This is a genomic window from Marinimicrobium hydrolyticum (genome assembly GCF_030848505.1).
Taxonomy (GTDB): domain Bacteria; phylum Pseudomonadota; class Gammaproteobacteria; order Pseudomonadales; family Cellvibrionaceae; genus JAVDDU01.
This window is the reverse complement of sequence record NZ_JAVDDU010000015.1, coordinates 1-14766: the sequence shown is the minus strand read 5'-3', so window position 1 is coordinate 14766 and position 14766 is coordinate 1. Positions and strand designations below refer to the sequence as shown.

The following is a 14766-nucleotide window of genomic DNA, read 5'->3' as shown; positions in this document are numbered from 1 at the left end:
TCAGCCGCGCGATTATCGGCGGCAATAGATGACACCGGCCAAGCCCGGCGGTTACAATCGCGCTCGCCCATCGACAATCCACCAAGACCGATTTATGAATATTCGCGATCTACTGACCAGTAAAGTTCAGCAAGCCATGCTCTCAGCCGGCATCCCCTTCCAACACCAACCGTTGGTGGCGGCGAGCAAAAAATCCGGTTTTGGCGATTACCAAGCCAACGGTGCCATGGGCGCCGCTAAGGCCATGGGCACCAACCCCCGCGAGCTGGCGCAGAAAATTGTCGGTCAATTGGAGCTGGAGGGCATCGCTGAAAAATTGGAAGTGGCTGGCCCCGGGTTCATTAATATTCATCTGGACAAAACATGGCTGGGAGAACAGCTGGCATCCGCTCAAAGCGACCCGCGTTTGGGTATAGCACCGGTGCAACAACCAGACATTTTGGTCGTGGATTATTCCGGCCCCAACCTCGCCAAAGAAATGCATGTGGGCCACCTGCGTTCAACCATTATCGGTGATGCCGTAGCGCGGCTGCTGGAGTTTCAAGGTCACCAAGTCATTCGGCAAAACCACGTGGGGGACTGGGGCACTCAGTTCGGCATGTTGATTGCCGAACTGGAGGAGCAACTGGGCGAAGAGCGCGAAGCCGGGATGGCATTGCAAGATCTGGAAGTTTTTTATCAGCAGGCAAAGCAGCATTTCGATCGGGACTCAGCATTCGCCGACAAGGCCCGAGACTATGTGGTCAAACTGCAATCCGGAGACCCGGGTGTGCTGGAGCTGTGGCGGGAATTTACCCGTATCTCCCTGACGCACAGCACTGAGATTTATCAAAAATTGAACGTCCTGCTCACCGAAGCGGATGTACGCGGTGAAAGCGCCTACAACGACGACTTGGCGCCCTTGGTTGCAGAGCTTGAGCAACAGGGTTTAGCGGTGGAAGACCAAGGGGCCAAAGTGGTGTTCCTGGACGAATTGGCCGACAAAGACGGCAACCCTTCCCCGGTCTTGATTCAAAAACAGGGGGGCGGTTATCTGTATGCCACCACAGACCTGGCTGCACTTCGGTACCGCGCCCAGCAGTTGGGCGCCCAGCGAATTCTATACTTTATCGACGCCCGTCAGTCTCTGCACATGCAACAAGTCTTCACTCTCGCGCGCAAAGCGGGCTTAGTGTCGGAGGACGTGAGCCTGGAGCACCACGCCTTTGGCACCATGATGGGAGCCGACGGCAAGCCCTTCAAAACCCGCACCGGTGGCACGGTCAAGCTGGCACAATTGCTGGACGAAGCCGTGGACCGAGCCTCGGCCCTAGTGGCGGAAAAGAATCCTGAACTGAGCGAGGCGGAACGAGCGGACATTGGCCGCAAAGTGGGACTGGGCGCGGTGAAGTACGCTGATCTGAGTAAAACACGCACCCACGACTATGTGTTCAACTGGGACACCATGCTCAGTTTTGAGGGCAATACAGCACCCTATTTGCAGTACGCTTTCACACGCGTGCAAAGCATTTTTCGCAAATCGAATACCGACCCATCGACTCTGACGGGCGACATTTTGGTGGCCACTGAGCAAGAACACGCACTGGCGCTCAAGCTGCTGCAACTGAGCGAGGTGCTGGATCAGGTCGCCAAGGATGCCATGCCGCACCTCTTGTGCACCTACCTCTATGAACTGGCCAGTTTGTATATGCGCTTTTATGAAGCCTGCCCCGTACTCCGATCCGATGTGCGTCCGCAGGTGCGCGCCAGCCGACTTCGGCTGTGCCATCTTGTGGCGCAAACACTGGCCACAGGCCTAGATCTGCTTGGCATCGAAGTTATGGAGCGCATGTAGACACTCATCGCTGTGGTAAGCTGGGTTCCAGAGTATTCACAAGGAGCCACATGTCTTACGACCTAGTGATAATCGGGGCGGGAATCCAGGGCGCCGGAGTGGCCCAGGCTGCGGCGGCGGCAGGTTATTCGGTGCTGGTTCTGGAGCAGTCAGCCATCGCGGCGGGCACTTCCCGCGCCTCGTCCAAGTTGATCCACGGGGGACTGCGCTACCTGGAGTCTGGGCAGCTTTCCCTGGTGCGCGAGAGTCTGCGCGAGCGTGCGCTGCTGCTCAAGCTGGCTCCCGAACTGGTCCGACTACAACCCCTGCACATTCCTATTTATCACGACAGCAGTCGCTCCCCTGCCACTATCTACTCTGGCCTTTGGCTGTATAAAATACTGGCCGGCCTCAGCTCCGAAGCAAACTTTTCACGGGTATCTCGACGCGATTGGGCCGAACTGGATGGACTGAAAACCCAGGGGCTGCGGCAGGTGTTTCGCTACTACGAAGCGCAAACCAACGACGCTCTACTCACGGCGGCGGTACTGGCTTCAGCCCAATCACTGGGGGCAGACGTGCGAATTCCCGCCGAGTTTATCGGCGCCCAACTGCACGCCGAAGGCTGTGAAATCGAGTATCGACAGAGCGGCCAAAGCCGATCTGTGCGCAGCCGCGTGCTGGTAAACTGCAGCGGCCCTTGGGTCACTCAAACGCTGGCCCGGGTCACCCCCCAGCAGCCTAGTCCGGCCGTGGAACTGGTGCAGGGTAGCCATTTATTGCTCCCGCCCCTGCTCAAACACCGGTTCTATTTGGAAGCGCCTCAGGATAGACGCGCGGTGTTCGCGCTGCCCTGGGAGGGGCGTTTACTGTTGGGCACGACGGAAACCCCCCACGCGGGAGCACCCGAAGACGCTCACTGTCTGGACCGTGAGAGAGATTATTTGCTGGAAACCTTGTGCCAATACTTTCCCACCTTGGAGATTCCGCCGGTGGGGGAGATCGACAGTTTTGCGGGTTTACGGGTTTTGCCCCGGTCGGAGCAAAGTGCCTTCGGGCGCTCGCGAGAAGTGCTGTTCCACACAGACAATCCTGAACAGCCGCGCCTGCTGTCTTTGATGGGGGGTAAGCTAACCACCTATCGCGCTACCGCAGAGCAGGCCATGGCGCGGCTGGCACCCTCGTTACCGAAACGCCCGGCCATCGCCAGCACGACTGAAATACCGCTGACTCCACCGCGCTAGCCGGCTAGTTTTTCTTAATACGGACAAATTCAATTTCGTACTTACCCGGTACGGGCTCGGCTTGGAAAAGCTTGGCGTCGGCGTAATGCTCTTTCACGATGGCCAGCAATTTTTGCTTGTGCTCAATGGCCATGAAAGCCCCGAAATAGACCCCACTGACCTCACTGCGCTCGAACGGATGATCGTCGTACCAACGGCGGTCGTCGCTCTGTTTGCTGCTCGCTTCATTCACGGCGTGGCGGAAGCAGCGCCACTCCTGCTCCGCACTGGCCTGTGCTGGTTTGACCAAAAACTTGTCCAAGAAGTGGTCCCGCGCGGTAACCGCTTCATTGTGAAGAATGGCGTTGAGCTGTTCCTTGACGGTGGTGATTTCCGGCCGAGTGTTTTGGTATTGAACCGGACGGGGGTCCGTAAGCGCCGAATATTCACCGCAACGAAAACGAATTACAGCACCGCGGTGATTATCGGCATAGCGCTGCCAGGATGCCAGGTTGTCCACCTTGGCCCCAAAGGCACAGATACGCAGTTGCCGGGTAAACGACCGCCAGTCGGCCATCAGCTCATCAATGGCACCCTGACGCTGGTCCACCATGCGACCCATCAGCTCTTTCAGCACCTCCTCAGCCTCTTCCGGGGAGTTAAAGCGCTCCTCGTCCCGCCAGCGGCGAATAACCGCCACCAGGGGCGAATTGCTGCGTGGCAGCTCCCGGGCGAAAATCATGGCGCTTGCGGTACGGATAACGCCATCGAGCAGGGTAGATGGATCGAACCCCAGTGGGCTCTGGTGGGTCAATTCAAAAGGGTCGCCCAGTAAATGGGGGCCGTGCCAACGCAATGCCCGGCCGCTGAGAATTTTCTCGGCGGTATCGGCAGTGCAATATTTGGCCAAAGTATCTGGATGCTCGGGCACGGTGGTTCCTTAGGTGTCGACAGTAATGGGGTTCCGGCTCACTTTTTGTTATCGGCCGGAATATGGCTTTTTGAACCCCTGGGTAAATCGGTATACTGGCGGTCTTTTCCCGGCGACGTGAAGATTAGACCAGAGCGCCGCCTGGGTCCAGCACCCACGCCGTTCATGGCGGCCTTTCGCGCTATCACTAAGGAAACACCCGTGAATTTTACTGGCTCCCACATACTGTCCATCCAACAGTTCCAGCGCGCCGATATCGAGCGCGTGTTCGAAGTGGCCGACTCCATGGCCCCTTATGCGTTGCGGCGCAAGGTAACACGCGTCTTGGAAGGCGCCATCCTGGGCAATATGTTTTTTGAGCCCAGCACTCGGACGCGCATCAGTTTTGGCTGTGCCTTCAATCTCCTCGGTGGCGAAGTTCGCGAAACCACTGGTTTTGAGAGTTCGGCCCTGGCCAAAGGGGAATCCCTGCACGACACCGCGCGGGTTCTGTCAGGCTTCAGTGACGTGATCTGCATGCGCCACCCAGACTCCGGCTCAGTGGCGGAGTTTGCAGAGGCCAGCCGGGTACCGGTCATCAATGGCGGTGACGGCGCCAACGAGCACCCCAGCCAGGCGTTATTGGATTTGTACACCATCCGCAAGGAGCTGGGTTCCAAGGGACGGGGCATCGACGGGCTGCGTATCGCCATGATCGGTGATCTCAAGTATGGCCGTACTGTCCACTCCCTGTGCAAGCTGCTGTGTCTGTTCGAAAATATTCAGGTCACTCTGGTGTCTCCCCCAGAATTGGCCATGCCCGAACCGATCGTAGAGGAGATGCGTGCAGTCGGCCATTCCGTGAGCATTACCGAGGATCTACCTCAAAGTATCTCCCGGGTGGACATCGCCTACTCCACCCGCATCCAGGAGGAGCGCTTTGCCAGTCAGGAAGAGGCCGACATTTACCGAGGCCGCTTCCGCTTGAATCAAGCCATTTACACGCAGTATTGCGAGCCGAATACGGTCATTATGCACCCCCTGCCCCGCGACTCCCGCGCCAATGCCAACGAGCTGGATAACGACCTGAATCAAAACCCTAATCTGGCAATCTTTCGCCAAACGGACAACGGCGTATTGGTGAGAATGGCGTTATTCAGCCTGGTACTGGATGTGGTTGATCAGGTACACAAAGAGGCGCGCGACGTGAACTGGTACAACTCTTTGCGCACCCTTTAATCAACCCAACAGAATTTGCACCTTGGCGCGCAGGCTTTCTTTGGTAAAGGGTTTTTGTAGCCACGCCAGGGTGCGCGGTCGGGGGGCCGACGCGTTCAAGAGTTGCTCGGGCTTGTCGCTGTCGGTCAACACCAACAATGGGATCATCGCGGTCGCTGATCGTTGAGCCAATTGCCTGCACAGGTAGTTGTCATTGTGAAAGGCCGCGTCCGCGTCCAAAACAATCAAATCCGGGTGCACATTCTCGGCAATCTCCAGGCATTCGTCGCTGCTGTCCGCCGTGACGATATTGCAATCCTCCTGAAGCAGCTCGGCTGTACGGAACAATTGATTGGCGCTGCGGGCGGCAATCAACAGCGTTCTGTGTGATGCCAGATCTTCTACCCGACAAGAATCCCGGCCACTGTTTTTGACTTTGTAGAGGGCGCGGTCGGCACTTTTGATGACATCCTCCAGCTTGTGGCCGGTGGTGTAATTGCAGGTGGCCCCACCAACGCTCACGGTGACCACGGAGGCAGTCGGAGAGTTTTTGTGCTCCAACGCCAGAGCGCGCACGCTTTGATTAATGCACTCGCCCACCCGCTCAGCCCCGGCACTGTCGGTGTTTGGCAAAAGAGCAATAAATTCTTCTCCACCATAGCGACCCAATAAATCGGACGGCCGATGCAGACACTTCTTCATGGCTTCCGTAACCCGCTTCAGACACTCATCCCCTGCAGGATGCCCATAGTGGTCGTTGTAGGGCTTGAAGTGGTCCACGTCGATCATCAAGACGCTGGTGGGGCTTTGATGGCGCACTGCCAGCAGCCATTCGTGCTCAGCCTGCTCGTTAAAAGTACGACGGTTCAGGATCTGGGTAAGGCTGTCCAATTGACTTAAAACTGCCAGTTCGGCGTTAAGCTGCTTAAGTTGATCGCGCATCTCCGCAATCCGAGCCATAGCGCGGATTTTGGCCTTGATAATGACCGGGCTGATGGGCTTGATCAAATAATCATCGCCACCGGCCTCTATGCCCTCCCGGTAGCTGTAGTCTTCGTTTTTACCCGTGAGAAAGATGATGGGAACCCAATGGCCACCCAACCACTCACGTATTAAGCGGGTAGTCTCAAACCCGTCCAGCCCGGGCATTTCCACGTCCATAATGATGAGGTCAACCGGGGTGTCTTCCAGCATTTGCAATGCCGCCTCACCACTTTGGGCGACCAGCGGCTCGTGACCCGCCTCGCGGATGTACTGACACATGGCGTGGCGCAGGGTGGCACTGTCTTCGACCAGGAGAATTTTCATAGCAGCTTTCAATAGCCCCCGCGAATCGCGGTATTGTTATTGTTTGGAGCCTGGGCGGCGCTCTCGCTCTTGAGCCCGGGGCCGCATATTATAGGGTTAAGGCCACTGGGTCGATGGCCCATCTACGGCATCGTTTTGCGGGCGCACCACGAAAGAGCAGCCTACATACTGTAGAGTAGCATTCTGAGGCCATTTTCGGTATCTTGTGCGGCTATTTTTGGGATCTCTCCCACCCTTCGGTACCCCAATCCGACCACTGTATCCGGTGACTCTGTTTCATGGTTTCAAGCGAAGTTTTTGACGATATCCGTCCCTACAACGACGACGAAGTTAGACCCACGTTGGAGCGCCTGCTCAACGACCAAGAGTTGTTGCACGCAGTAACGCAACTCAGGTTTCCGCGAGCCGCCAAACCAATGGGTTGGCTGCTGCGCCCGCTGGTCAGTCGGTACTTGCGTCGGCAAACGACAGGGGTAGAGACGATCCTCGACTTCCAAACTGTCGTTAAGCATTACTTGGCTCGGATGATCGAGGAAACCACCAGCCGTTTGACCACGTCAGGGCTGGAACGGCTGGACGCCAACGGTGCCTATTTGTTTGTCAGTAATCACCGGGATATAGCCATGGACCCGGCCTTCGTCAATTGGACGATTCATCACGCCGGCTTCCATACCCTGCGCATTGCCATTGGTGACAACCTGCTGACCAAGCCCTACGTGTCAGATCTAATGCGTTTGAACAAAAGTTTCGTGGTCAATCGCTCGGCCAAGGCTCCCCGGGAAAAGCTGAAAGCCGCCAAGAAGCTTTCCGCTTACATTCATCATTCCATCACCCACGACCAAGCCAACATCTGGATTGCTCAACGGGAGGGACGTGCGAAAGACGGCCTGGATAAGACCAATTCCGCCGTGGTGGGAATGTTTTCCCTCAACCGCGCCAAGAATCAAAATTTCGCTGAGTACATCCGGCAACTGAATATCGTGCCTGTATCGATTTCCTACCAGTGGGACCCCTGCGATGCTGCCAAAGCCCGGGAGCTTTATCAGCAACGCTTTAGTGGTGGTTATCAAAAAGCCCAGCATGAGGATGTTAAAAGCATCGCCATGGGCATTGCCGGACAAAAAGGTCACGTACATGTCGCCTTCGGCGAACCGTTGCAGGGCGACTATCCGGACAACGACGCCGTAGTGGCGGAATTGGATCGCCAAATTCGCAACAATTATGTTCTACACGCCAGCAATTGCTTCGCTTGGCAAATGATACATGGCGAACCACCGCAGGTACTCTATTCAGACCGGCAAACCCCTTTCGATCCATCTGAACTGCCCGATGAGCAGGCTCAGTTCAGTCAGCGCATGGCGGCAATTCCGGACGAACACCGGCACATCGCGTTGGAGATGTACGCCAACCCAGTGAATGCCAAGTTGGTAAAGAATCCCATTGAGCCGGGCAATTAACATTGCTCGGCTTTAGGCGTTGCGCGGGCGCCTGCAGCCCAAGGCAACCAAGCGAATAGATAAAAACGGTCTATTTAACTAGCACTGCCACGCAACCTAAGCATCGGCCCTATGTTAAGCGATTCGCTCAAGAAAGAAATTCAGCACGCCTACACACAGTTCTTGAATAATAAGGGGCTAAAGGCCCGCTATGGGCAAAAACTGATGATTGCCGAGATTGCCAAGACTCTCGGCAGTATCAAGCTGGACGACGAAGGCGTGCGCGAAAGTCAGGGGCAGGTATGCGTCGTGGAAGCCGGCACCGGTACCGGTAAGACCGTGGCTTACCTGTTACCAGCCCTGGTGGTGGCCAAGGCTCTGGGTAAAAAGCTTGTTGTCTCCACCGCCACTGTAGCGCTCCAGGAGCAAATTATTCACAAGGATCTGCCCGATCTGCGCCAACACAGCGAGCTATCATTCAGCTATGCCCTCGCCAAAGGCCGCGGCCGTTACTTGTGCCTGACCAAGCTGGACAATCTGTTAACGGAAGTACAGAGCGGCCTGGACCCGAACCGCGCACTATACGAAGACGAGCGCCCGCAAATAGATACCCAGGCGGTGAAGCTCTACGAGTCCATGGTGGACGCGCTGGCGGCTAACCGCTGGGACGGTGAGCGCGACAGCTGGCCCGGTGGTCTTGAGCAGGTGGAATGGCAACCCGTTACGACAGATCACCGACAATGTACTGGCCGGCGTTGCTCCAATGTCTCCAGTTGTACGTTTTTCCGGGCGAGAGAATCCCTGGACAGCATGGATTGCATTGTCACCAATCACGACTTGGTGCTGGCCGATCTCGCCTTGGGGGGCGGAGCCATACTGCCCGCACCAGCCGACGCCATTTACGTTTTTGACGAAGGCCACCAACTTCCGGCCAAGGCGCTCAATCACTTTTCTTATCATAGTCGCATCATCGCTACGGGCACTTGGCTAAATCAGTGCAATAAACACCTGGGCACCCTACTCAGCCACATCAGTGGCGCGGGTGACATCGACCGATACGCCGAACAGTTGCCCGCCGCGCTGACCGATTGCAAGCAACGGGTAGACCAGATTTACCCGGCCCTGGACGCTTTGGCACAGGAGGTGGTGCTGGATCCCCGTCAGTCCCACTATCGCTTTGCCGGCGGTGTAGTGCCCGATGCAATGACTCTTATGGCCGTGGAGCTGGCGAGGGGTTTTGACCGTTTGTCTGGCCTGCTGGACAAGATGTTGAGTGAACTCACTCAGGCGTTGGAAGACCCTCACTGCTCGGTACCCAAAGTGGATCTGGAAAACCATTACCCCGTACTGGGGACCTGGCAGGCACGAGCGGAAGCAAACCGAGAACTCTGGAACAGCTATGCCGTTCCCGACAGCGACAAAGCGGTACCCAAGGCCCGCTGGCTGACGCCCGTGGAAATGGGTGGCAGTATCGATATCGAAGTCTGCTCGAGCCCAATTCTGGCGGCGCGGACCTTGGAGCAGAGCCTGTGGCAACATTGCTGCGGAGCGGTGGTTACCTCCGCGACTCTGGCCGCTCTGGGAAAATTCGACGGTTTTCGCATGCGCGCCGGCACACCCGCTGAGAGCGCTTATTGCCAAATGCCCAGCCCGTTTGATTTTAGCCGTGCCACCTTGCATGTACCCGCACAAGCGATAGAAGCCGGGGACGCTGTCGCCCACACCTGCGCAGTCATTGACGCTCTACCCGAGCTACTGGATCCTGACGAAGGGAGCTTAGTGTTGTTTTCCTCGCGCCGACAAATGCTGGATGTCTATGAGCAATTACCCAAAGACTGGCGCGAACGCATATTGGTACAAGGAGCCCTCAGCAAACAAGAAATGCTGAGTCAGCACCGCAAGCAGGTAGATATCGGTGAAGGCAGTGTCCTTTTTGGGTTAGCCAGTTTCGCCGAGGGCGTTGATCTACCCGGTGACTACTGCCGACATGTAGTGATTGCCAAACTGCCGTTTTCGGTGCCGGACGACCCTATTGAAGCGTCGCTGGCGGAATGGGTGGAGGCTCGAGGCCGCAATGCATTCATGGAAATTACTGTGCCGGACGCGGCTCTGAAACTGGTGCAGGCCTGCGGCCGTCTGTTACGCAGTGAAACTGATCGAGGGAAAATTACTCTATTGGATAGGCGTATCGTGACCAAGCGCTACGGTAAAGCCATACTGAATTCGCTGCCACCCTTTACACGCATCATCGAGTGAGTGAGCAAGTTATGACCAACCGTCATTTAGTCGTTGCAGAAGCTTTGTTTGAATTGGAAAGGGAAATGCGATCCCTGGAGCTTTGGGAGAGTCAGTCACCTTCGCGGGAGGCTCTGGCCAGTAGCCAGCCATTCGCAGTGGATACCTTGCGATTTCCGCAGTGGTTACAGTTCATTTTTATTCCGCGCTTGTACCAATTGGTGGAACACCGGTCGAGCTTACCGGTAGACTGCGGCGTCGCACCCATGGCGGAGGAATACTTTCGGCCTTTATCCGTCAACAGCGATCAACTGGTCAATCAACTACAGGAAATCGATCAACTGCTCAGCCACAAGTGATCGTCTTAATCCCCGTGAGGCGCCGCCGACAAGTCTTTTAAAAAGCTTTCTTGCCAGTAGTGGATATCCCTACGCTTTAACACATCCATCATGCTCTGCCAGCGTTCTTTGCGCTCTTCCTTCGGCATTTTCAGAGCCTTGTTCAGCCCCTGGGTAATTCCCTCGATATCGTAAGGATTTACGTGCACTGCCGCGTCCAATTCTGCGGCGGCGCCAGCCATCTCCGAAAGCACCAACACTCCCGGATCATCGGGGTTCTGAGCCGCCACATACTCCTTGGCAACCAAATTCATACCGTCGCGCAACGGTGTCACATAGCCCACGCTAGCGAGGTTGTACATGGCGAGAATAGTGTTACGCCGGAAGCCCCTATTCAAATAGCGCAGCGGCACCCAGTCAAAATCTGCATAGGTGCCAACAATATGCCCCACATGCCGATCAATTTTCTTAGCCAGATCCTTATAAGCTTCTACGTCGCCGCGAGACGTCGGGGCGATTTGCAAATAGACCGCGCTACGCAAAAACTCCGGGTACTTTCTCAACAACCGCTCGTAGGCCAGCAGCCGCTGTTCAAGTCCCTTAGAGTAATCCAGCCGGTCTACACCGATGATCAATTGCCGATCTGCAAGGCTATAGTGCAGCCGCTTAAACTCTTCCGACGCCTCACCCGTTTTTCCCACGCCGCGCAGAGCATCGGTTTCAATGCTGATGGGATACACCCCCGCCGTACACGAATAGCCCTGGTATTCATAACGATCACCAGGCAGCGCCTTCCCCTTTAAGCCATAGGTAACGCTCATGTAAAAACCGCGATAGTCGGCTTGAGTTTGAAAGCCGACCAAATCGTAAGACATCAATGAAAGGAGAATGTCCTTGTAATCAGGAACGGTACGCAGTAAGTCCAGCGGCGGAAAAGGGGTATGCAGAAAAAACCCGATGGGAGACGTCACGCCCGCGTCGCGCAGCATTTTACCCAGAGGTATGAGGTGGTAATCGTGTATCCAAATGGTGTCATCGGGTCGCAGCAACGGCAGGAGGTGCTTGGCAATTTTTTCGTTAACTTCCAAGTACCCGCGATAGTCGTTGGCATCGTACATCATCAAATCCGGTCGCTGATGAAACAATGGCCAGAGAACGCTGTTGGCAAACCCTTTGTAGTACAAATTGTACTCGGCCGTTTTTAAGCTAACCGTGGCGTAATCAATATTTCCCTGCGTCTCTATTTTTGGCTCTATGTCGTCCCGGTTTTCGACCTTGCCGCTCCACCCAAACCACAAGCCTCCCGCTTTGCCCATGGCCGCCATAACGCCGACTGCTAAGCCTCCCTGCGATCCGGTATTGGAACTATCCATTTTCGCCACGCGGTTTGACACCACGACCAATCGACTCATAAAGCAGACTCCCACGATTTACTTAACACCCTGGCGCTGTTGATGATGCCAACCATACTGTAGGTTTGCGGGAAATTGCCCCATAGCTCACCCGTTTGCGGGTTGATATCCTCGGACAATAAGCCCAAAGCATTGCGCCTTCCTAGCAAATCCTCGAACAACTCCCGAGCTTCTTCTGTGCGCCCGGCAGCCGCAAGAGCATCAATATACCAAAATGAACAAATGGTAAAAGCATTCTCAGGAGAACCGAAGTCGTCCTCCACCACGTAGCGAAACAAATATCGGCTGGTCGAGGGCTTAAGTACTCGTTCCACCGCTCGAATGGTGCCGAGAAACTGCGGATCGGTACCATCAATGTAGCCCAGCTCACAAGCCATCAGCAAACTGGCGTCCATGGTGTCACCGCCCCAGGTTGCCGTGTAACTATTTAACTGTTTGTTAAAGCCGTGTTTTTCGATGGCCTCACGAATTCGTTTCGCAGATTCACACCAATACACCTGCCGGTCATGCAGTTTCATTTTGCCAGCAATTTTTGCTAACCGATCGGCGGCAGCCCAACACATCATGCTCGAAAACGTGTGCACGTGCTGCCGGCCCCGCAACTCCCATAGCCCGGCGTCGGGTTGATCGTAAAGCGCTAAAGCCTTCTCACCAACCCGCTCAAGTAATTTGAACAAGGGCATATCACCCTTGCGGCGAATGCGTTCATCAAAGAACATCTGAGTTGCCGATAGCACGACGGCTCCATAGACATCGTGCTGCACTTGTTCTGCCGCCTGATTACCTATGCGCACTGGCCCCATACCTCGATAACCTTGGAACGCCGTTGCGATTCGCTCTGGCATTTCCTTGGAACCATTTATACAAAATACTGGCTGGAGCGGCTCCTCGTCCATAGACGCGACTATATTCACAAGGTACTGGAGGTATTGCTCCATGGTTCGAGTTGCGCCCAAGCGGTTCAGGGCGTGAACCGTGAAGAAGCTGTCGCGCAACCAACAAAAACGATAATCCCAGTTGCGTTCAGTGTGTTCCGCTTCAGGAATCGAAGTAGTCATAGCGGCAATAATTGCGCCTGTATCCTCAAAAGCACTGAGCTTCAAAGTAATGGCGGCTCGAATCACGGCGTCCTGCCATTCAAACGGAATGGCCAGGTAACGGGTCCATTCGAGCCAGTACCGTTCGGTTTCATGCAAAAAACGCTCGCCCAAATGGTAGATCGACTCCTGAATGGACTCATCGTCCCCGAGTATCAGGTAATGCTCGCCATCCAGAACGTAGGAGCGTTCGTCCATAATGGCAGTCACCGACAAGGTGGACGTAAGACGCATCGATGGCTTTTCGTCCGCGACCAATCGAATGTGGTTACTGCCTTGCACCTTCTGATACGACTTTGCCCCATCGTTGTAGGCGGGGCGCATACGCACACGCACTTTAGGAGACCCCAAGGGCACCAACTTGCGTATAATCATCGTGGGCCGGTATGTGCGACCGTATTGCATGAAACGCGGTATGAAATCAATGACTTCCACGCCATTACCCGCGTGATCGTAAAGGGTGGTTTTCAATAAGGCCGTGTTCTTCTCGTACTTCTGTTCGCTGTGACTGAAGTTTTCTATATCAATCGCAAACGTGCCTGTAATTTCTTCAGGGGAGTCGGTTTTAAGCAACGAGCTGAATATGGGATCGGCGTCAAACCGGGGCATGCAGCACCAAACAATTTCAGCCTTTTGATCTACGAGCGCTCCGATGGTGCAGTTTCCAATCAGGGCCAACTCCAAATTGCGCTCTGGTATCGTCATACTTCAGTTCCTCAACAAACTTCTTAAAAAATTCAAGACTTCAGCGGTATCCGCAAGCCGGTGAGTTGCGCAGCTGGCTCCATCCCCCACCTTGATGGAAACCCCCTGGTTGGCATTGACCCAGGCAAAGGCGTCTTCATCGGTGGTATCGTCTCCAAGGTAGCATGGGATCCGATTTCGATACGGCAGTTCCTGCATAAAGCGAGCCACTGCGACACCTTTATCAACACCCAAGGGCTGTACTTCTCGTACGCAGTTTCCGTAGATCACCCTCAGACCTTGAAGCTCGCTGATTTGCTCGCGTATAAAATGATCGATAGCGTTCTCCAGTTCCGGCTTTTGCCGAAAATGCAGAGCCACCGAATGCGATTTATCTTCCATCAACAAGCCCTGGGCATCTGCAAACGCGCGCAGCTTATCAATGGCCGCAGCAAAATCGAGGCTATCAATCTCCAAGCTTGAACGCGTTCCACCTGGCCAGCGCCACTCCGCACCGTGCCCGCCAGCGACTGGAAGTTGGGGCAAGTTAAGCAGACTGTCCAGCGAATCGATGGAACGCCCGGACACCAACGCCAGCGCACCACCAAACTGGACCCACAGGTCCTCCAGCAAGCCACGCAGTGCCTCAGAAACCACAACGCCCTCGGGTGTAGCCGCAAAATCGACTAAAGTACCGTCAAAATCGAGGAAAAGCGCGCTTTCTTTATTGTTCAGATGCATAACAACTCAGTGCGTGGTACGTCAGGGATTGATAAAACTATAACACAACGGTACCCAGCCCGAAAAAATCGGCCTGTGGACGTCCCCAAGACAGAGTTGAGGGTTAGATAAGAACTGAGGGAAAGAAGGCTTACCCGTATTGAGAGTCAGCACCAAAAGTCAAAGGAAGTTGGGCAGACCCCAAGCCAATACCGAAAATCACTTGGCACCTAACAGGTCGGTAAGGCCACATTAAGTCAGACTCGCTAACAGTGGACGCGTAGGTTCAGCTCGCCGGACTATGGACCTCCGCGTACGCGGAGGTGACGGATAAAGCCCTACAAAAAAACCCGTACCAGCAATGGCCCGGGG

11 protein-coding genes are annotated in these 14766 nt (G+C 55.2%); 6 read left to right on the top strand and 5 right to left on the bottom strand.

The features are described 5' to 3' along the window. Positions 1-94 precede the first annotated feature (94 nt). Entirely contained in the window at positions 95-1834 is a 1740-nt protein-coding gene (gene argS / locus RBH33_RS17160; protein ID WP_306733450.1) for an arginine--tRNA ligase, read from the top strand. 50 nt (positions 1835-1884) lie between these two features. Further along, a complete protein-coding gene (locus RBH33_RS17155) occupies positions 1885-3057 on the top strand; it encodes a glycerol-3-phosphate dehydrogenase/oxidase (RefSeq protein WP_306733449.1) in 1173 nt (390 codons plus the stop codon). Between the two features lie 4 nt (positions 3058-3061). Here RBH33_RS17155 and RBH33_RS17150 read toward each other — a convergent pair whose 3' ends face one another. Beyond that, positions 3062-3967 (bottom strand): DUF2971 domain-containing protein, encoded by a 906-nt coding sequence (locus tag RBH33_RS17150; RefSeq protein ID WP_306733448.1) that lies wholly within the window; start codon positions 3965-3967, stop codon positions 3062-3064. A 201-nt stretch (positions 3968-4168) separates the two neighbouring features. On the opposite strand from RBH33_RS17150, the gene RBH33_RS17145 reads away from it, so the two are divergent. Beyond that, the gene (locus RBH33_RS17145) at positions 4169-5185 is read left to right on the top strand and encodes an aspartate carbamoyltransferase (RefSeq protein WP_306733447.1); all 1017 of its coding nucleotides are present in this window, start codon (positions 4169-4171) and stop codon (positions 5183-5185) included. Here RBH33_RS17145 and RBH33_RS17140 read toward each other — a convergent pair whose 3' ends face one another. Next, positions 5186-6472: a diguanylate cyclase domain-containing protein gene (locus RBH33_RS17140; RefSeq protein WP_306733446.1), complete on the bottom strand. Its 1287-nt coding sequence runs from the start codon at positions 6470-6472 to the stop codon at positions 5186-5188. Positions 6473-6750: 278 nt separating this feature from the next. On the opposite strand from RBH33_RS17140, the gene RBH33_RS17135 reads away from it, so the two are divergent. From RBH33_RS17135 to RBH33_RS17125, 3 genes are all read left to right on the top strand, one after another. Next, complete coding sequence (locus RBH33_RS17135; RefSeq protein WP_306733445.1) at positions 6751-7929, top strand: 1-acyl-sn-glycerol-3-phosphate acyltransferase; 1179 nt, start codon at positions 6751-6753, stop codon at positions 7927-7929. A gap of 111 nt (positions 7930-8040) precedes the next feature. After that, complete coding sequence (gene dinG, locus RBH33_RS17130; protein WP_306733444.1) at positions 8041-10164, top strand: ATP-dependent DNA helicase DinG; 2124 nt, start codon at positions 8041-8043, stop codon at positions 10162-10164. 11 nt (positions 10165-10175) lie between these two features. Beyond that, positions 10176-10502: a YqcC family protein gene (locus RBH33_RS17125; RefSeq protein WP_306733443.1), complete on the top strand. Its 327-nt coding sequence runs from the start codon at positions 10176-10178 to the stop codon at positions 10500-10502. A 5-nt stretch (positions 10503-10507) separates the two neighbouring features. On the opposite strand, the gene RBH33_RS17120 is transcribed toward RBH33_RS17125, so the two are convergent. The 3 genes from RBH33_RS17120 to otsB are packed head-to-tail and all read right to left on the bottom strand — an operon-like array spanning position 10508 to position 14415. Then, a complete protein-coding gene (locus RBH33_RS17120) occupies positions 10508-11893 on the bottom strand; it encodes an alpha,alpha-trehalose-phosphate synthase (UDP-forming) (RefSeq protein WP_306733442.1) in 1386 nt (461 codons plus the stop codon). Further along, entirely contained in the window at positions 11890-13695 is a 1806-nt protein-coding gene (locus RBH33_RS17115; protein WP_306733441.1) for a glycoside hydrolase family 15 protein, read from the bottom strand. The genes RBH33_RS17120 and RBH33_RS17115 overlap by 4 nt, the downstream gene beginning before the upstream one ends. A 3-nt stretch (positions 13696-13698) precedes the next feature. After that, a complete protein-coding gene (gene otsB, locus RBH33_RS17110) occupies positions 13699-14415 on the bottom strand; it encodes a trehalose-phosphatase (RefSeq protein WP_306733440.1) in 717 nt (238 codons plus the stop codon). Between the last annotated feature and the right edge of the window lie 351 nt (positions 14416-14766).